Annotated in this window: 14 protein-coding genes; 7 read left to right on the top strand and 7 right to left on the bottom strand. The window is 70.4% G+C overall.

Annotated elements, in window-relative coordinates; genetic code table 11:
- The first annotated feature begins 501 nt into the window (after positions 1-501).
- Positions 502-1,626 (top strand): type III PLP-dependent enzyme, encoded by a 1,125-nt coding sequence (locus tag MRB58_RS01940; protein ID WP_244779961.1) that lies wholly within the window; start codon positions 502-504, stop codon positions 1,624-1,626.
- A 100-nt stretch (positions 1,627-1,726) separates the two neighbouring features.
- Here the strand turns inward: MRB58_RS01940 and MRB58_RS01935 are convergent, their stop codons facing one another.
- The 6 genes from MRB58_RS01935 to MRB58_RS01910 form a co-directional block, all read right to left on the bottom strand.
- Positions 1,727-3,025, bottom strand: a complete 1,299-nt coding sequence (locus MRB58_RS01935) for a serine hydrolase (protein WP_244779960.1) — start codon at positions 3,023-3,025, stop codon at positions 1,727-1,729.
- A 77-nt stretch (positions 3,026-3,102) separates the two neighbouring features.
- Positions 3,103-4,254 carry an extensin family protein gene (locus MRB58_RS01930; RefSeq protein WP_244779959.1) on the bottom strand — a complete coding sequence of 384 codons (1,152 nt, stop codon included), beginning with the start codon at positions 4,252-4,254 and terminating at the stop codon, positions 3,103-3,105.
- A gap of 142 nt (positions 4,255-4,396) precedes the next feature.
- Positions 4,397-4,900 carry a sarcosine oxidase subunit gamma gene (locus MRB58_RS01925; protein WP_244779958.1) on the bottom strand — a complete coding sequence of 168 codons (504 nt, stop codon included), beginning with the start codon at positions 4,898-4,900 and terminating at the stop codon, positions 4,397-4,399.
- Positions 4,893-7,928, bottom strand: coding sequence for a sarcosine oxidase subunit alpha family protein (locus MRB58_RS01920; protein ID WP_244779957.1), 3,036 nt, complete (start codon positions 7,926-7,928; stop codon positions 4,893-4,895). Before MRB58_RS01920 ends, MRB58_RS01925 begins: the two co-directional genes overlap by 8 nt.
- The gene (locus tag MRB58_RS01915; RefSeq protein ID WP_244779956.1) at positions 7,925-8,215 is read right to left on the bottom strand and encodes a sarcosine oxidase subunit delta; all 291 of its coding nucleotides are present in this window, start codon (positions 8,213-8,215) and stop codon (positions 7,925-7,927) included. Before MRB58_RS01915 ends, MRB58_RS01920 begins: the two co-directional genes overlap by 4 nt.
- Positions 8,216-8,227: 12 nt before the next feature.
- Positions 8,228-9,481, bottom strand: coding sequence for a sarcosine oxidase subunit beta family protein (locus MRB58_RS01910; protein ID WP_244779955.1), 1,254 nt, complete (start codon positions 9,479-9,481; stop codon positions 8,228-8,230).
- Between the two features lie 188 nt (positions 9,482-9,669).
- On the opposite strand from MRB58_RS01910, the gene MRB58_RS01905 reads away from it, so the two are divergent.
- Positions 9,670-10,650 (top strand): GlxA family transcriptional regulator, encoded by a 981-nt coding sequence (locus MRB58_RS01905; protein WP_244779954.1) that lies wholly within the window; start codon positions 9,670-9,672, stop codon positions 10,648-10,650.
- A 1-nt stretch (position 10,651) separates the two neighbouring features.
- Here MRB58_RS01905 and MRB58_RS01900 read toward each other — a convergent pair whose 3' ends face one another.
- Positions 10,652-11,563: a LysR substrate-binding domain-containing protein gene (locus MRB58_RS01900; RefSeq protein WP_244779953.1), complete on the bottom strand. Its 912-nt coding sequence runs from the start codon at positions 11,561-11,563 to the stop codon at positions 10,652-10,654.
- A gap of 144 nt (positions 11,564-11,707) precedes the next feature.
- Between MRB58_RS01900 and MRB58_RS01895 the strand changes: the two genes are divergently transcribed.
- From MRB58_RS01895 to MRB58_RS01875, 5 genes are all read left to right on the top strand, one after another.
- Positions 11,708-12,994, top strand: coding sequence for an SRPBCC family protein (locus MRB58_RS01895; RefSeq protein WP_244779952.1), 1,287 nt, complete (start codon positions 11,708-11,710; stop codon positions 12,992-12,994).
- A 56-nt stretch (positions 12,995-13,050) separates the two neighbouring features.
- Positions 13,051-14,043: a hybrid-cluster NAD(P)-dependent oxidoreductase gene (locus tag MRB58_RS01890; protein WP_244779951.1), complete on the top strand. Its 993-nt coding sequence runs from the start codon at positions 13,051-13,053 to the stop codon at positions 14,041-14,043.
- Between the two features lie 29 nt (positions 14,044-14,072).
- Positions 14,073-16,118: an NADH:flavin oxidoreductase gene (locus tag MRB58_RS01885; RefSeq protein WP_244779950.1), complete on the top strand. Its 2,046-nt coding sequence runs from the start codon at positions 14,073-14,075 to the stop codon at positions 16,116-16,118.
- A gap of 293 nt (positions 16,119-16,411) precedes the next feature.
- On the top strand, positions 16,412-18,130 hold the full coding sequence (locus MRB58_RS01880; RefSeq protein ID WP_244779949.1) for an iron ABC transporter permease: 1,719 nt from the start codon (positions 16,412-16,414) through the stop codon (positions 18,128-18,130).
- 106 nt (positions 18,131-18,236) lie between these two features.
- Positions 18,237-19,292 (top strand): AbrB family transcriptional regulator, encoded by a 1,056-nt coding sequence (locus tag MRB58_RS01875; RefSeq protein WP_244779948.1) that lies wholly within the window; start codon positions 18,237-18,239, stop codon positions 19,290-19,292.
- Positions 19,293-19,337 lie beyond the last annotated feature (45 nt).

The raw sequence follows: 19,337 nt of genomic DNA, 5'->3' as shown, positions 1-19,337 counted from the left end.
TGGTTGCTCTTTCGCTTCAGGAAGATCAGCCAAGTTCAGCGGGGCAATGACCGGTCTTCCGGATTGAACCGGACCCTGCGGTGAGTGTTTGGCGGCGAGGAGCCGCTTTCCCCGACCCGCAGCGCGACTTGAAGCAACGACGTAGAGGGCTTCCTTGGTCTCTTCCGGCTGTCCAAAAGCCGGGGTCACTGAAGAGGCGACTACATCCTTGCCAGGCGTGCGGGTCGCGGGGGCCTTACCCCAACTCCCAAAGCGCTAGCATCACTGGACGAAAACCCTCTGCCTTTCACGGCAGGTCACGTTTCCGTCCCCAATCGCCCCGCCGGGCCGAACTTCCTTCGGGAGGCGACGTTCGTGCGGATCGTGTGACGCGACGCGCCCCCGCCTTACAACAGGCCAGTGCGGGGGCCATTCGGTTCGAAGGACGACGGACGGCGCCTCCACAGCGTCTCCGGCGAACGACGCGCCGACGCAAACCTTCAACGCTTTGGGGTTGCGCCAATGACCGACCGCATCATGAACTTCCTCCGCGAGCGACGTCCCGAGGGCCCTTGCCTCGTCGTGGACCTCGAAGTCGTGCGCGAGAATTATCTCCGCTTCGCCAAGGCGATGCCGGACAGCCGTATCTTCTATGCGGTCAAAGCCAACCCGGCGCCCGAGATCCTGGCGCTGCTGGCCGAGCTCGGCTCCAACTTCGACTGCGCCTCGGTGCAGGAGATCGACATGGCGCTCGCCGCCGGCGCCACGCCGAACCGCGTCTCCTTCGGCAACACCATCAAGAAAGAGCGTGACGTCGCCGCAGCACACGCCCGCGGCGTGACCATGTTCGCCGTCGACTGCGAGGCCGAGGTCGACAAGGTCGCGCGTGCCGCGCCGGGCGCGCGCGTCTACTGCCGCATCCTGTGCGACGGCGAGGGCGCCGAGTGGGCCCTGTCGCGAAAGTTCGGCTGCGAGCCGCAGATGGCGATCGACGTTCTGGACCACGCTCACCGTTCGGGCCTCGTCGCCTACGGCGTGTCCTTCCACGTCGGCTCGCAGCAGAAGAACCCGCGCGCCTGGGACCAGGCGCTCGAGTCCTCGGCCGAGATCTTCCGCACGCTCGGCAACCGCGGCATCGAGCTGAAGATGGTCAACCTGGGCGGCGGCTTCGCCACCCGCTACCTCGAGGATATCCCCGAGGAGGGCGAGTACGGCCACGAGATCAACGCCTCGATCCGCGCGCACTTCGGCAACCGCCTGCCGGAGACGATCATCGAGCCGGGACGCGGCATGGTGGGCAACGCCGGCATTCTGAAGGCCGAGGTCGTCCTCGTGTCGCAGAAGGCCGAGAGCGACATCCGCTGGGTCTACATCGACGCCGGCAAGTTCAACGGTCTCGCCGAAACCATGGACGAGGCGATTCGCTACCCGATCCAGTCGTCGCGCCATGGCGAGGCGATCCCGTGCATCCTCGCCGGCCCGACCTGCGACTCGGTCGACGTGATGTACGAGAAGACCCCGTATCCGCTCCCGGTGAACCTGGAGATCGGCGACGAGCTCTTCATCGGCGGCACCGGCGCCTACACGACGACCTACGCCTCGGTCGCCTTCAACGGCTTCCCGCCGCTGGCGTCCTACGTCATCTGACGGGGCGCTTCGGCTCCGAACGAAAAAGCCCCGGCGGGATCCCGCCGGGGCTTTTTTCGTGCGCCGTGCGCTCGGCCGGGCCGCGGGCCGGGCCGTGCGCTCAGTCCGGCGCCGCTCTCAGAGGCAGCAACGCGCCGTAGACCATGCTCCGCAGCAGCTCGCGGTAGGCCGGGCCCATCCGCGGCGCCTGCATCATGAACACGACGGCGAGGTCCTCGGCCGGGTCGACCCAGAAGTAGGTTCCCGCATAGCCGCCCCAGAAATAGTCGCCGACCGAGCCGGGGAAGGGCGCCAGCCCCGCATCGGTCCGCACCGCGACGCCAAGGCCGAAGCCGTAGCCGGGGCCGGGCAGATAGCCGATCGAGGGGACGCCCTCGGGCGCGCCGTGGGGTATGGCGCCGAGGTGGTCGGACGTCATGAAGGCGAGCGTCCGAGGGCCGATGATGCGCCGCCCTTCCAGTTCACCTCCGTTCAGCAGCGCCGTCACGAAGCGCGCATAGTCCGGCGCGGTCGACATCAGGCCCCCGCCGCCGGAGAGCAGCGTCGGCTTCGTCGTCGGGTCGGCGAAGAATTCACGGCCGCCGAATGCGGTGTCCGGCGGCTGGGCGAGGCGGGTCCACTTCGCCTCGTCCTCAACCCAGAACGCCGTATCCGTCATCCCCAGCGGACCCAGGACGCGCGCCTGGAAAACCTCGTCGAGCGGCTTATCCTCGACCACTTCGATGATCGCGCCGAGGATATCGGTCGAGCGGCCGTACTCCCAGCCCGCGCCCGGCGCGAAGGCCAGGGGCGCCTCGCCGATCGCCTGCGCCTGCTCGAACGCGGTCATGTCCTCGCGGCCGGTGAGGCTGTCGCGATAGGCCTGGCGCACGGCACCGCTGCCGAAGATGCCGTAGACCACGCCCGAGGTATGGCGCAGCAGGTCCTGCACCGTGGGGGCGCGGGGGGCGAGGGTCTCGTCGAGGATGACCGGCTTGCCGTCCTCGTCCTTTCCCTCGCGGGCGACGACTGCGTTGATGAAGGAGGGGATATATTTCATCACCGGGTCGGAGAGCTTCAACCGTCCCTCTTCGACGAGTTGCATCACGACGATGCTCGTGATCGGCTTGGTCATCGAATAGATGCGGAAGATCGAATCGGGCGCCATCGCGGTGTGGCTGCGGGTGTCGCTCTCGCCGAACGCCTCCAGGTAGGCGACCTTCCCGTCCCGCAGCACCAGGAGCACCGCGCCGGGAATGCTCCCCGCCGCGATGTCCTCCTCGATGCGCGGGCCGATCGCCGCCAGGCGGTCCGCCAGCAGGCCGACGTCTACGGGAGCTGCCGTGGGAAGCGGATCGGCGGCGGCGGGGCCGGCGAGACACATGGCGGCGAGCGCCAGCGCTCCGATCGATCGGATCATCGTGGGGTCCTCGCGAAGCGATGCGCCTGGAGACCTATGCCCCGATCCCACCGCCGGCAAGTCACGATCGGCGGCGGCTACTTGCAGTAGGTCGAGCCGTTGCCGCGCGGGGCGGAATCGAGGTGCAGGTGGTCGTCGTGGAGCGGTGTGGTGCGCGGTCCGAGCACGGTCTTGAAGGTTCCGCACGCCCCCTGGCGCACCTCCGCCTGGAACGCCTTCGCGGCGCCGCCGTGGTGGGGCTCGACCATGACCACCGTCCCGTCCTTCAACCGGAATCCTGCGATATCGACCGCGTTGGCGAAGGCGTGCTCGGAGAGGCGCGTGGTGCGCGAGCCGTTGCGCCGCCGCCGACAGGCGTAGGTCGGGCCGAGGAGGTAGGCGGCGATATCCTGCTTGAAGTGCTTCTTCGCGGCCGGGTGAACGACGTCCTTCGTCCAGTCGGCGAGGGCGGTGGCGACGGGGCAGCGCAACGTGGTGCTTCCCGACAGTTGCACCCCCTCGACCGCCGAGACGGCGAGCGGCCGCGGCGCACCGCAGCTGTTGTCGCGAACCGCCGTCTTGAGCGTATAGGTCGCGCGCTTGGACAGGGCGGCCTCGCACGCCGCCCCCTCGCCGGGGTCGAGCTGCGCGGCGCGGATGCTGGTGTGGACGCTGGAGTTGGTCGGCGTCCGCTCGCGCTGTGGCGCACGGGCGGCGACGCGGGTGATCTTCGGTTTCGGGCGGGGCGTCTCGGTCTCTACCGGGTCCGCGGTCGCCGTGTCGGCGGTCGCCGGCTTCGCCTCGTCCGCCTTCTTGACGGCGGGCGCCTCGTCGGCGGGCCTCGGTGCCTTCGTGCCGGCGAGGGGGGGGAGCGGCGGGGCCGCGGCGCCGGGGGGCCCATCGGGGCTCACGTCGGGCTTCAGCTCCGGCATGGGGACGGCGAAGGCGCCGGCCACGCGCTCGTTGACGCTGGTGGGGGCGAACGCCAGCGGCCCGGTCGCGGGCGGCGGCGCGGGGATGGCCGCGCCGGGCAACGCGGCCGCAGCGGCGCTTTGCGGGGCGTGCGCCGTCTCCGGGCTCGCCGAGGCAGGCGCCGGGCTCTCCGGGGCGGAGGGCGGGCTCGCCGGGGCAGGCGGCGGGGACGGCGCGGCGGCGGCGTGCAGCACCGGCTTGGGGCGCGGCACCTGCGCAAACGCCGGCCACGCCACCGCCAGCAGCGCCAGACACCCGATCAGTACCCGTCTACCCATGCCGATCTCCGCGCCCGGCGTGGACCTTGCGCCCGTGGGCGACGAGGTCATGCGCGAGGTGCGCACTCGATTTACCGCATGGATACTTAAACGTTTAGGGTCAACGCTCGGTTACCGGATCGTGCACAATTTTCCCGGCCGGTCAGCCTGCGGCGGCCATCTCGCGGGTGGCCGCGCGCAGCAGCGCCTCGACGAAGGGGGCGAACGAGGGCCAAAGGTCCATCTCGAACCGGTCCTCGAAGCGCCACAGCACCACGTCGACGCCGTCGAAGACCGTCCGCGCGCCGCGGCCGGGCGCCATCGCCGACAGGTCGCGCGGACAGCCGTGCGCCAAGACGTCTTCCGCCACCGGCTCGGCGATCGCGAACGATACTTCGCGGTTGGTGATCTCCACCAGGCTGCCGACGATGCCGGCGCCCGCCCACGCGTCGGCGACGGAGGTGACGTCCTGCAGCGGCACGGCGAGGAACCACTCGTCCGGCGCCAGGCGCAGCGATCGCCGCGCACCGGCCTCGGCGATGGTACCGATGCGCCCGCCCAGCGGCACCGCGATCGCGGCAGCGGCCGCCTCGCGATCCGCCTCGTCGAGGCGCAGGCTGAAGCGGCCCAGCGGGGCGAGCCTGCGCACGATCTCCATCTCAGCCATCGAGGCGGGCTCCCTGCGGGTCGAAGAACACGGTGCCGGTGATGGTCACGGCATGGGTGGCGTCCGGCATGGGCACATAGAGCGTCTCGCCCGTCCGGGCATGGCCGCCGCGCACCAGCGCCAGCGCGATGGAGCGGCCGAGCGTGGCGCTCCGGTAGGAGGAGGTGACGTGCCCCAGCATGGTCATCGGCAGCGCCTGCGCCGGATCGGCGACGAGCTGGGCGCCTTCCTCCAGCACCACCGCCGGATCCTCGGTAAGAAGGCCGACGAGCTGCTTGCGGTCGTCCTTCGCCATGTCCGGCCGCGCCAGCGCCCGCATGCCGACGAAGTCCGCCTTCTTGCGTCCGAGCGCCCAGGAGAGCCCGGCGTCCACCGGCGTCACCGTACCGTCCGTCTCCTGGCCGACGATGATGTAGCCCTTCTCGGCGCGCAGGACGTGCATCGTCTCGGTACCGTAGACGCAGGCCCCGTGGGCCTTGCCGGTGGCGACGATCGCCTCCCACACGCGCCGCCCTTCGGCCGCCCCGACGTTCACCTCGAACCCCACCTCGCCGGTGAACGACACGCGCCAGAGCCGGCACGGCACACCCGCGAAGGTGCACGTCGCGACCGACATGTGCGGGAACGCCTCGGCCGACAGGTCCAGCCCGGCGACGTGCGGGGCGATGATGTCGCGCGCCTTCGGGCCGTTGACGGCGATGGTGGCCCACTCCTCGGTGGTGGAGGTGAGCCATACCTTGAGATCCGGCCACTCGGTCTGCCGATAGTCTTCCATCATGGCGAGCACGCGCGGGGCGCCGCCGGTGGTGGTGGTGACGTGGAAGCGGTCCTCGGCGATGCGGGCGATGACGCCGTCGTCGCGGATGAAGCCGTCGTCGCCCAGGAGCAACGCATAGCGGCATTTGCCGACGCCGAGTTTGAGCATCGGGTTGGTGTACATGCGGTTCAGGAACTCGGCCGCGTCCGGGCCGACGACCTCGATCTTGCCCAGCGTCGACGCGTCGAAGATGCCCGCGGCGTTGCGCGTGGTGCGGCACTCGCGCGCCACCGCCTCGTCCATCGTCTCGACGCCTTGCGGGAAGTAGCGGGCGCGTCGCCACAGGGCGACCGGCTCGAAGACCGCGCCGTTCGCCTCGGCCCACGGGTCGATCGCGGTCTTGCGCGTCACCTCGAAGGTGGCGCCGCGGCGCGCGCCGGCGAAGGCGCCGAACGTGGTCGGCGTATATGGCGGGCGGAAGGTGGTGAGGCCCACTTCGGGCGGCGTCTTGCCGAGCGCCTCCGCGGCGATCATCAGGCCGTTGATATTGGACAGCTTGCCCTGGTCGGTCGCCATACCGGTCGTGGTGTAGCGCTTGATGTGCTCGATCGAGGACATCCCCTCCGTCACCGCCAGGCGGATGTCCTTGGCGGTGACGTCGTTCTGGAAGTCGACGAAGGCTTTGCGCGCTGTGTGGTCGGCGGGGAGCGCGCCCTCCGGTGCGCCGGTCCCGGTGTGGTCGCGGGTCACGGTGTAGGCGGCCGGCGTGTCGGCGCCGACGGCCTCGGCGCCGGCGGCCGCGCCGCTGGAGAGCGCCTCGGCGAGGCCCCAGGCGCCGTTGCCGGCCCCCGCCACGAGGCAGGCTTCGAGCGTGGTATCGGGGAGGAAGCGTCCGGTCTTGGCGTCCCAGGCGAGCTTGCCCTTGGTGTGGGAGAAGAGGCTCACCGCCGGCGTCCACCCGCCCGACATGAGGAGCGCGTCGCACGCCACGTAGAACGCCTCGCCGACGCCGGCGCCGCGTCGCTCCGCGAGCCAGACGCCTTTCACGCGCTTTTCGCCATGCGTGGCGACGGGGACCGCGCCGCCGGTGACGTCGATGCCGCGGCCGGCGGCGCCGTCGCGCAGCTCGCGCGGCAGCGTGCTGCGAGTGTCGGCGATCCAGGCGACGGGGACGCCCGCGTCGGCGAGGTCGAACGCGGCGTACCAGGCGCTGTCGTGCGAGGTGACGACCGCGACGCGCCGGCCGACGGCGACGCCGTAGCGGTTGAGGTAGGTCTGCGCCGCGCCCGCGAGCATGACGCCCGGACGGTCGTTTCCGTCGAATACCAGCGGCTTTTCGACGGCGCCCTGGGCGAGCACGACGTGTCCGGCGCGGACGCGCCACAGCCGCTCGCGCGGGGCGCCTTCGGGCGGCACGGCGAGATGGTCGCTCACGCGTTGCACCAGGCCGACCATGTTCTCGTGGTCGTAGGCGATCGCCGTGGTGCGGGTGAGGATCGTCACGCCTGCCTCGGCCAGCTCGGCGAGCGTCGCCGCCAGGAAGGCCCAGGCGGCGCGGCCGTCCACCTCGGCGCCGGGCGTCGTCAGCAGGCTGCCGCCCGGCTCGCTCCCTTCGTCGACGAGGATCACGCGTCCGCCCGCCTTGGCCGCTTCTCGCGCGGCCGCCAGACCGGCGGGGCCGGCGCCGACCACCAGCACCTCGCAATGGGCGTAGCGGGCGGCGTAGTGGTCCGGATCGGGCTCGGTCGGCGCGCGGCCGAGGCCGGCGGCGGCGCGGATCACCGGCTCGTAGAGGCCGTCCCAGAAGGCACGCGGCCACTTGAACGTCTTGTAGTAGAAGCCCGCGCCCAGCAGGCGGGACAGCCGGTCGTTGACGGCGCCGACGTCGAAGGCGAGGGAAGGCCAGCGGTTCTGGCTCTCGACCTTCAGTCCGGCGACCGCCTCCTGCATGGTGGCGCGCGTGTTGGGCTCCGCTCGGCCGGGCCCGCGAACCACGTTGATCAGCGCGTTCGGCTCCTCCGATCCCGCCGTCACCACGCCGCGCGGGCGATGATACTTGAACGAGCGGCCGACGAGGTGGATCCCGTGCGCCAGCAGCGCCGAGGCGACGGTGTCACCCTCGGCGGCGACGATCTCGCGCCCGTCGAACGTGAAGCGCACGGCGGTCACGTCGTCGACGCGGCCCTTGCCGGGGATGCGGAAGGGCGCGGGGGCGACGTGATCGTAGGTGGCGGCGGAGAAGGGGGTCGTGCCCAGCGCGGCGTCGCTCATCGCCCGTCCTCCGTGCCGAGCGCCGGGCGAGGCTCGCCGGCCTTGTAGGTCGCCAGCACGCGGTCGGTCACGGTGTCGCGAATGGCGTTGAAGTAGCGCGCGCAACCGTGGGCGTGGCGCCAGCGCTCGGCGTGCGGCCCCTTCGGATTGGCACGGATATAGAGGAAATCACGCCAGGCTTCGTCCGACACGGACGGATCCGGGCGCGCTATGTGCGCCTCACCGGCATAGGCGAACTCCGCCTCGGGGAGGGTCTCGTCGCAGTAGGGGCAGTGGATCAGGATCATCGTGCGGCGCCTTCAGTGCGCGACGGCTGCGGCGGCGGCCTCGTCGATGAGGCGGCCGGTGGTGAAGCGTTCCAGGGTGAAGGGGGCGTTGATCGGATGCGGCTCGCCGGTGGCGACGGTGTGGGCGAGCACATGCGCCGCGCCCGGCGTCGCCTTGAAGCCGCCGGTGCCCCACCCGCAATTCACGAACAGGCCCGGCACCGGCGTCTTGCCGAGGATCGCCGAGCGGTCCGGCGTCACGTCGACGATGCCGCCCCACAGGCGCAGCATCCGCATGCGCGAGAACTGCGGGAACATCTCGACGATCGCGGCCAGCGTGTGCTCGATCAGCGCCATGCCGCCGCGCTGCGAGTAGGAGGTGTACTGGTCGGTGCCCGAACCGATCACCAATTCGCCCTTGTCCGACTGGGAGATGTAGGCGTGGACCGTGTTGGACATGACGACGCACGGGAAGACCGGCTTCACCGGCTCCGAGACGAGGGCCTGCAGCGGGAACGATTCCAGCGGCATGCGCACGCCGGCGGTGTCCATCAGGACCGAAGTGTGCCCGGCGGCCGATACCGCGACCTTCTTGGCCTTGATGAAGCCCTTCACCGTCTCGACGCCCGTCACCGCACCGTCCGGCCCGCGGCGGATCGCGGTGACGGGGCAGTTCTGGATGATGTCGACCCCGCGCGAGGCGGCCGAGCGGGCGTAGCCCCAGGCGACCGCGTCATGTCGTGCGGTGCCGGCGCGGGCCTGCCACGCGGCGCCCAGCACCGGGTAGCGCGCGTCCGGCCGGATGTTCAGCGGCGGGCAGATCTCCTTCGCCTCCCTGGCCGAAATCCAGCGATTGTCGACCCCGTTGAGGCGGTTCGAATGGATGTGGCGCTTGAAGGACTGCACGTCGTGGACGTTGTGGGCGAGCATCATCACGCCGCGCCGCGAGAACATGACGTTGTAGTTGAGGTCCTGCGACAGCCCCTCCCACAGGTCCACGGCGTGGTCGTAGAGCCGGGCGCTCTCGTCGTAGAGGTAGTTGGAGCGGATGATGGTCGTGTTGCGGCCGGTGTTGCCGCCGCCGAGCCAGCCTTTGTCGATCACGGCGACGTTGGTGATGCCGTGCTCCTTGGCGAGATAGTGCGCCGCGCCCAGGCCATGGCCGCCGGCGCCGACGATGACGACGTCGTACTCGGCCTTGGGCTCGGCTTCGGGCCACTGTCTGGTCCAGTGCCGGTCGCCGGTGAAGGCGCTCTTCAGGAGTTCGATGGCGGAGAAATGCGTCATGGCGGCCCTCGTCGACCGGATCGCGGAACGTGGGACCATTGCGCCGAGACGGCGTGGCGGTACAGAATATACGCGTCGCCGGCGTGGTCGAATTGCGACACGCGGACGATCGCCACGCCGCCGTCTGGCCGCTGCGCCCGGCCGCCCCGCTCCACCCCGCCGCAAGGCGTCCGAGAGAGGCTCGTCCGATGACCGCGCCCCGCCTTTCCGTCGGCTTCCTGCTGACACGCCGTTTCACGCTGTGCGCCTTCGCCAACTTCGTCGACGTCCTGCGCCTGGCGGCCGACGAGGGGGATCGCTCGCGCCCGATCCTGTGCCGCTGGTCGATCCTGTCGGCCACGATGGAGCCGGTGCGCTCCTCCTGCGGCCTCGCCGTGCAGCCGGACGCCCGCCTCGGCGACCCGGCACGGTTCGACTACATCGTCGTCGTCGGCGGCCTGATCGACGAGATGGACGGCCTCGACGCCGCCGCCATCGCCTTCCTGCGCGAGGCGGCGGGGGCGGGGGTGCCGCTGGTCGGGGTGTGCACCGGCGCCTTCGTCCTGCATGCGGCGGGGCTGATGCAGGGTTACCGCTGCTGCGTCTCCTGGTTCCACCGCGACGATTTCCTCGACCGGTTCGACGGGCTGGAGCCGGTCGCGGACCGCATATTCGTGGTCGACCGCGACCGGTTGACGTGCTCGGGCGGGGTCTCGGCCGCGCACCTCGCCGCCTATCTGGTGGATATGCACGTCGGACGGGCGGCGGCGCGCAAGAGCCTGTCGATCATGATCATCGACGAGGCTCTGCCGGCCGACCGCGCCCAGCCCTCGGCGACGGTGGATCTCAAGACCAGCGATCAGCTCGTCCGCCGGGCGCTGGGGCTGATGCGCGAGACGATGGCCGCGCCGATCCCGGTCACGGTCCTGGCCGACCGGCTGGGCGTGTCACGCCGCCGGCTGGAGCGGCATTTTCAGGCGACGCTCGGCCTCACGCCGCATGAGGCGGCCCGCAAGGTGCGCCTCGGCCAGGCCAAGGCGCTGCTCGCCTCGACCGATCGTTCGATCACTGCGATCGCCGCCGAGACGGGCTTTTGCGACGCCTCCCACCTGATCCGCGTCTTCCGCGCCGAGGAGGCGACGACGCCGGAGGCGTGGCGCCGCCAGGCGGTCGCCGGCGTCGCGAGCTAGCCTAGCTGCAACTGGCGAAGCCCTCGGTGATCCAGTCGACGAAGGCGCCGACGGTGGGAAGGTCCAGCTTGTCGCTGGCGACGACGACATGGTGCCCTTCCTCGGGCTTGACCGAGGTGGTGCCGACCCGCGCCAGCCGCCCGTCCGCCAGCGGCCGCTCGAGGAGTTGGTGCCAGCCGACGATCACCCCCTCGCCGGTGATCGCGGCGTACACGGCGTCGGAATAGTGGTTGAACGTCATCACCCCGCGGCGCGGCGTGGCGTCGATCCCGGCGAGGGCGAACCACTTGGGCCAGCTCAGCCACTGCCGCTCGCGCGGCTCGGCCTCGATCAGGGGCAGGGTGGTCAGCGCCTCCTTGCCGACCGGCGTCGGCAGCCGCTCCACCAGGGACGGACTGGCGACGGGGTAGGCCATCTCCGACAGCGAGGCGACACTGTAGCCGTCGCGGAAGGGGGGCGTGCCGTAGCGGATGGCGACGTCCGCCTCGCCCAGACGCAGGTCCACCGCGAAATCCGAGGAGAGCACCGAGAGCTTCACGTCCGGATGCGCGACGCGGAACGAGGGAAGGCGGGGCAGGAGCCAGAAGTGCGAAAAGGCGAGGGAGGTCGACACCGTCAGCGTCGTGACGTCGCGCCCCTCGCGCACCTCGTCGATGGCGGCGGCCATGCGGGTGAACGATTCGGAGACGGCCTCGGCCAGCACCCGGCCGGACGCGGTCAGCTCCACCTGCCGGTTGCCGCGCACGAACAACGGCTTTCCCAGATCCGTCTCGAGCGCGCGGATCTGGCGGGAGATCGCCGCCTGTGTGACCCCCAGCTCGCCGGCCGCTTTCGTGAACCCGCCCAAGCGCGCCGCGGCCTCGAACGCCGCGAGGGCGCCGAGCGAGGGAACGCTTCGCCTCAACCGTGACATGGCACCAACCCCGTCGAGACCCATAACCCCACATCATGAGTCGGACGAGTTTTTATCGGATTGCGGATGGCGTTTGTCGAGCCAAAATACTTCCAGGCTCGGCGCTGGACATGGACCAGCAAGAATATTCGAAGGTGCTTGTTAATGCAGCAAGTCGTGCGTCAATGGCGGGCAGTAGACCCCGCCGTCGATGACCTTGGGACGCTGATCGCCGCGCGGCGTCCGGGGTATTCGCTGCCCGCCGCGCTGTACACCGGCACCGCGGCCTTCGAGGCCGACGTCGACGTCGTCTTCCACCGCCACTGGATCGTCGTCGGCGTCGAGGCGGACGTGCCCGAGCCGGGCGACGTCTACGCCGTGGACATCGGCCCCACACCGATCGTCCTGGTGCGTGACGACGCGGGCGAAATCCGGGCCTTTCACAACACGTGCAGTCACCGCGGGGCGAAGATCGTGCCGTCGGGCCGGGCAATCGTCGGCAAGCTGGTGTGCCCCTATCACCAGTGGACCTACGAGCTGACGGGCGAGCTGACCGGCGCCCCGCACATGGGCCTCGACTTCGACAAGGCGCTTCATCACCTGCAACCGATTCACCTGCGCAACGTGGCCGGCATCATCTACGTGTGCCTGTCCAACGACCCGCCGCAGGACATGGACGATTTCGTCGCCGCGATGACCCCGCGCATCGCGCCCTACGACCTCGCCAACACCAAGATCGCCTACGAGACGGACATCGTCGAGGACGGCAACTGGAAGCTCACGATGGAGAACAATCGTGAGTGCTACCACTGCGCCGGCAACCATCCCGAGCTCGCCCTCTCGTTCCACTCGTCCGACTTCGGCTTCGACCCGACCGACCTTTCGGACGACGAACGCGCCGACGCCGAGCATCTGGCCGCCACCTACGCCGAGCGCACCGCGCAGTGGGAGGCCTGCGGGCTGCCGTCCGAGGCGATCGATCACGTCGCCGGCCACGCGACGCAGTTCCGCTCGCAGCGGCTGATCATCGCCGGCGCCGGCGAATCGCAGACGCTCGACACCCGTGCCGCCGTGCGCGTCCCGCTGTCGGAGGCGGTCGCCACCGGCACCGGCGACATGCACCTGTGGACCGTCAACGGCTGGAACCACTTCATGGGCGACCATGCGGTCGTCTTCATGGTGCTGCCGCTGGGGACGGACAAGACGCTGGTGCGGACCAAGTGGCTCGTCCACAAGGACGCCGAGGAGGGGGAGGACTACGACCTCGCCAACCTCATCTCGGTCTGGACCGACACCAACCGCGAGGATGCCGCCCTCGTGAAGATCGCCCACGAGGGCGCGATGTCCGCCGGCTATCGCCCCGGCCCCTATTCGCGCTTCACCGAGCGCACGCTGGACGACTGGTGCACCTGGTACATCGAGCGCATGCAGGCGAGCGGTTACGGGGTTTGAGGTCCTTCGTCCTGCCAGCCACGCGGGCCGAGTGGCGTACCGACCGATGGGCCCGGATGCGGTGTCTCGCCGCGTGGGACGAGACCCACGACGTGCGCTCCTTCCTGCTGGCCCCCGAAGACGGGGGCCGCATCGCCTATAGTCCCGGCCAGTTCATCACGCTGCGCGTGCCGGGGCCTGACGGGGAGCCGGTGGAGCGGTGCTACACGCTGTCGTCTTCGGCGGCGGGCGAGCGCACGGCGACGATCACGGTCAAGAAGAAGCCGGGCGGCGTTCTCTCGGGCCACCTTCATGCGACGCTGACCCCGGGCACCTCGATCGAGGTGTTCGGTCCGTCCGGCCAGTTCGGTCCCGCGGCGGTGGACGAGAAGTATCTGCTCCTGTCCGCCGGCAGCGGGGTGACGCCGATGCTGTCGGTGATCCGAACCGCGGCGGACCTCGGGATCGACCTCGACGCGACGTTCCTCCACGCGGCCCGGACCGAGCACGACCTCATCGCGCGGGACGACCTGGCGGCCTTCGCGCGCCGGCTGCCGCGGCTGCGTCTACTCACCGTCGCCAGCCGCGCCAACGGCACGTGGGCGGGCGAGCGAGGGCGGCTCGACACGGGCGTGCTCGGCCGGCTCGTCTCGGACCTCGCCTCGCGCACGGTGCTGTGCTGCGGACCGGAGGGGTTCATGGCGGCGATGCGCGAGGCGTGCCTGGCACTCGGCGTCGCGCCGAACCGCTATTTCGAGGAATCGTTCGACTTCGGCGAGGTCGAGGTCGAGGTGCCGGCGGACGGGCCGCTGCACCGCATCACCTTCGCCAAGTCCGGCAAGACGTTCGATTGCCCGGAGAACCTCACCATTCTCCAGGCCGCCCGGCTCGCCGGGGTGCCGATGCCCTCGTCCTGCGCCAAGGGCGTGTGCGGGACGTGCAAGTGCATGAAGACCTCCGGCTCCGTGGACATGAACCACGGCGGCGGAATCCGCGATCGAGAGGTGGCGCGGGGCTTCATCCTGCCCTGCTCAAGCCGCCCTCTGTCTGATATAGTTCTGGACCGCTGAGCGATGCGCTGCTCGCGAGGGAAATCGTCATGTTGAAGCGTGCCGACCCGCTTCTAGACCCGTACACGTTCAAGAACGTGACGCTGAAGAACCGCATCATCTCGACCGCGCACGAGCCGGCCTACACCGAAGGCGGACTGCCCAAGGAGCGCTACCGCCTCTACCATACCGAGAAGGCGAAGGGCGGCATCGGCCTGACGATGATCGGCGGGTCGACGTGCGTCGCGCCCGATTCGCCGCAGTCCTTCGGCAACATAGAGCTGTGGCGGGACGAGGCGGTGCGCTGGCTCGCCGAGCTGGCGGACGAGAGCCACGGCTACGGCACCGCGGTCATGATCCAGATCACCCACCTCGGCCGGCGCTCCTACTGGTCGCGCGGCAACTGGCTGCCGCTGATCGCCCCGTCCTCGGTGCGCGAGGCGGCCCACCGCGGCTACCCCAAGGCGATGGAGGACTGGGACATCGCCCGCGTCCTGAAAGCCTACGCCGACGGTGCCGAGAAGGTGCAGGCCGCCGGGCTCGACGGGATCGAGATCACCGCCTACGGCCACCTCTTCGACCAGTTCCTGTCGCCCCTCACCAACAAGCGCGACGACGCCTACGGCGGCAGCCTCGAAAACCGCATGCGCTTCGGCTTCGAGGTGCTGCAGGCGATCCGCGATCGCGTCGGCCCGGAGATGATCCTCGGCCTGCGCCTGGTGTGCGACGAGGACGTCAAGAACGGCATCTCCCGCGACGAGGGGCTAACGATCGCGCGGACCTACACCGACTCCGGCCTGATCGACTTCATCAACGTCATCCGCGGCCACCTCGACACGGAGGCCGGCCTCGCCAAGGTCATCCCCGGCATGGGTGCCCGCTCGGCTCCGCATCTCGACTTCGCGGGCGAGGTGAAGAAGGCGACCCGCAAGGTCACCATCATGCACGCGGCCCGCATCCAGGACGTCGCGACGGCGCGGCATGCGATCGAATCCGGCAAGCTCGACCTCGTGGGAATGACGCGGGCGCACATCGCCGACCCGCACATCGTCGAGAAGATCAAGGCCGGCATCGAGGAGCGGATCCGCCCGTGCGTCGGCATGGGCTACTGCATCGATTCCATCTACGCCGGCGAGGCGTCCTGCGTGCACAACGCGGCGACGGGCCGCGAGGCGAAGATGCCGCACCACGCGGACCCGACCGCGGGCGCCAAGAAGAAAGTGGTGGTCATCGGCGCGGGGCCGGGTGGCCTGGAAGCTGCACGAGTCGCTGCCGAGCGGGGACACGATGTGGTCGTGTTCGAGGCGCAGGATCAGCCCGGTGGGCAGGTCCGGCTGACGGCGGGCCTGCAACGCAGGAAAGAAATCCTCGGAATCGTCGATTGGCGGGTCTCCGAGTGCGAACGAATGGGTGTCGAGTTTCGTTACAATAGCTGGGCCGAGCACGACGACGTCGTGTCGGAGAGCCCTGACGTGGTGGTGGTCGCCACCGGGGGAATGCCCGACTTCTCCTTCCTCGAGGAGGGAGAGGATCTTGCGACTTCATCCTGGGATGTTCTGTCCGGTGCGACCAAACCGGCAAAGGAGGTAATCCTATATGATGACAATGGCGCACACCCTGGCCTCACGACGGCCGAATTTCTCGCCCGTAGCGGTTCATCCGTACGTATTGTCACCCCGGAGAGAACCTTGGGTCCGGAGGTCGGAGGCACCTCCTTCCCTCCTTATTTCAAGGCTTTCTCGGATCATGGTGTCGAGACTTCGCTGAACCTGAAGCTGACCGGGCTGCGCCGCGCCGGGAACCGCCTCACCGCCGTCTTCTGGGACGAGTACGGGGAGCGGGAGGTCACGCGTGAGGCCGACCAGGTCGTGATCGAGAACGGCACGCAGCCGCTCGAGCAGCTCTATTTCGACCTCAAGGACGGGTCGACCAATTACGGCGAGATCGACCTCGACGAGGCGATCGCGGGCACCGCGCAGACGGTGGCCCGCAACGCCGAGGGCCGCTACACGCTGTGGCGCGTCGGCGATGCGGTGGCGAGCCGCAACATCCACGCGGCGATCTACGACGCCCTGCGCCTCGTCAAGTCGATCTGAAAGCTCCACCGGGCGGCCGAAGCGCCGCCCGGCTTACCGCGCCCCGCGGCCGCAGCGCCGCCCGGCTTACCGCGCCCCGCGGCCGCAGCGCCGCCCGGCTTACCGCGCCCCGCGGCCGCAGCGCCGCCCGGTCCAGCGCGCCCGGCGGCCGCCGTGCCGCCCAGCCCAACGCGGCCCCGGCCCGAGCCGGACGGCCGCGGCTGGCTCGCCGCCTTGGCAAATCGCGCGCCGGTCCAGTATGGATCGGGGCTCATGCGGTACGGGGCCGGGGCCCTGTGAGGGCGGAGGGTCCGGTGAGAGGCGCGCGCGGTACAGGCACGTCCGTTCTCGTCGGTGTGGCGGGTGTCCTGTGCGTGGCGACGCTGCTGCCGCTCGGTGCGCTCGTCGTCTCGGCCTTCGCCGGCAGCACCGACGCCGTCGCCCACTACGCGGCGACCGTCCTGCCGCAGTACATCTTCAACACCGTCACCCTCGTCGTCATCGTCGCGGTCCTGGCCTCGACGGCCGGGGTCAGCGCGGCGTGGCTCGTCACCATGTGCCGCTTTCCGGGGCGGGAGGTGTTCGCCTGGGCCCTGGTGCTGCCGCTGGCCATGCCCGCCTACGTCAGCGCCTACGCCTACACCTATCTCCTGTCCCACCCCGGTCCGGTGCAGACCGCGCTGCGCGACGCCACCGGCTGGGGCCCGCACGCCTACTGGTTCCCCGACATCCGCAGCCTCGGCGGGGCGGCGTTCGTCATCTCGATGGTCCTCTTCCCGTACGTCTACCTCATGGCGCGCACGGCATTCCTGCAGCAGTCGTCGACGGCGTTCGAGTCGGCGCGGATCATGGGGCGGTCGCCGTGGCGGGCGTTCATCGGCGTGGCGGTGCCGCTGGCCCGGCCGGCGATCGTCGCCGGACTGGCGCTGGTGTGCATGGAGACGCTGGCCGACTATGGCGCGGTCTCCTACTTCGGCGTGCAGACCTTCACCACCGCGATCTACCGCACCTGGTTCTCGCTGGGGGATCGGACGGCGGCGGTGCAGCTGGCGCTCGCCTTGGTGACCCTGGTGCTGCTCGTCATCGCGCTGGAGCGGCTGGGGCGGCGGGGACGGCGGTTCTCGGAGGCGGGTCGCCCGTTCCGGGGCCTGCCGCTATCGGGCTGGCGCGCGGGCCTGGCGATCGCCGCCTGTACGCTGCCGGTGGCGTTCGGCTTCCTGGTGCCGGGCCTGACGCTGGTATGGCTCGGCGTCTCGCTCGACGTCGCCTGGCTCGACGCGCGCACCACGCGGCTCATCTCCAACTCGCTGACGCTCGCCTTCGTGGGCGGCGTCGCGACGGTGAGCGTCGCGGTGGTGATCGCCTACGCGCGTCGCCTGTCGGCCGGGCGGATGACGCAGGCGCTCGGCCAACTCGCGACGTTCGGCTACGCGGTGCCCGGTGCGGTGATCGCGGTGGGGCTCCTGATCCCCTTCGGCGCATTCGACCGGTGGCTGCACAAATTGATGACGGCGACGTTCGGCGTCGGCACCGGCCTGCTCCTGACGGGGACCATCGCCGCGGTCGTCTTCGCCTACGTGGTGCGGTTCCTCGCGGTGTCGCTCAACGGGGTGGAGGCGGGGATGGCGCGGATCTCGCCCTCGCTCGATTCGGCCTCGCGCACGCTGGGGGCGGGGCAGGGGCGCACATTCTTCCGGATCCACGCGCCGCTCTTGTCGGGCGGGCTGCTGACGGCCTTCCTCATCACCTTCGTGGACATCATGAAGGAGCTGCCGGCGACCCTCATCCTGCGCCCCTTCAACTTCGACACGCTGGCGATCCGCGCCAACCGCCTCGCCTCCGACGAGCGGCTCGCCGAAGCGTCGGTCCCGTCGCTGATGATCGTCGCGGTGGGGCTGATCCCGGTCGTGCTGCTGTCCCGGCAGATTGCGCGCTCCAGCCGTCGGCGCGGCGAGGTGACCGCAGTGCAGGCCGAGGTCGTGGTCGCCACGGCCGGCGAGGGCGAAGAGGTCGCGCCGCGGGCGCCCACGTGATAGCACGGGGTATCCCCACCCTGCGACGGCCTCGCCGGGGCAGGGCGGGACCCCCCTCCCGCGACCGGCGCCGCCGAAGCCGTCGTCCTTAGGACCGATCTGCCTGATGGCGTATTTCACGCGCGCCCGTTTCGTCACGCTCGCCGTCGCCGCGGTCGGCGCGGGTCTCTTCTGGGCGCTCGGGCTGCCGCTGCCGTTCCTGTTCGGGCCGATGTGCGCCTGCCTCGTCGCCGCGCTCCTGGGGGCGCGCATGCAGGGCGCGGGGCAGCTCGGCGTCGCGGCGCGCACGGTGCTGGGCCTCGCGGTCGGCGCCTCGATCACCCCGGAGGTGGTCGACCGGCTGCCGTCGATGGCGGCGTCGCTGGCGCTGGTGCCGCTCTACGTCTTCCTGATCGGCGCGATCGGCGTCCCGTACTTCCGCCACGTCGCCAAGTTCGACCTGCCGACCTCCTACTACAGCGCCATGCCCGGCGGCATGCAGGACATGATCGTCTTCGGCGAGGTGGCCGGCGCCAACGTGCGCGCACTGTCGCTGGTGCAGGCGACGCGCGTGCTCACCATCGTCACCGTCGCCCCGTTCCTGCTCATCAACTACTACGGCATCGCGTTCGTGAACCCGGTCGGCGCACGGGCGGCGGACCTGCCGGTGAGCGAGATCCTCATCATGATCGCGGCGGCCCTCGTCGGCTGGAAGGGGGGCGAGCGCATCGGCCTCTTCGGCGCGGCGATCATCGGGCCGATGGTGGTGGCGGCGGTGCTGTCGCTCACCGGCATCCTGGTCGACCGGCCGCCGCGCGAGGCGGTGCTCGCATCGCAGTTCCTCATCGGCATGTCGGTCGGCGTCTACTACGTCGGCGTCACGCTCAAGGAGCTGCGGCACATCGTGATCGTCGGCATGGCGTTCGTCCTCCTCCTCGCGGTCCTGGCTGCCGCCTTCACCGAGGTGGTGGTGCTGACCGGGCTGGCGCCGGCGGTCGACGCGTTCCTCGCCTTCGCGCCGGGCGGGCAGGCGGAGATGGCGATCATCGCCATCGTCGCCGGCGCCGACCTCGGCTACGTCGTAACGCACCACCTGGCGCGCATGGTCCTGGTGATCGTCGCGGCGCCGGCGGTGGCGGCGCTCGCGAAGATCCGCCCGCGCAAGATCTCCGAGGAGCCGTAGGCCGCGCGAAAGACGTTTTCGCGGCGCGGAACGGCTGCTACCTTC

Source organism: Acuticoccus sp. I52.16.1, assembly GCF_022865125.1.
Lineage (GTDB): Bacteria > Pseudomonadota > Alphaproteobacteria > Rhizobiales > Amorphaceae > Acuticoccus.
The sequence above is the reverse complement of the archived record's forward strand: the minus strand, read 5'-3'. Positions and strand labels throughout refer to the sequence as shown.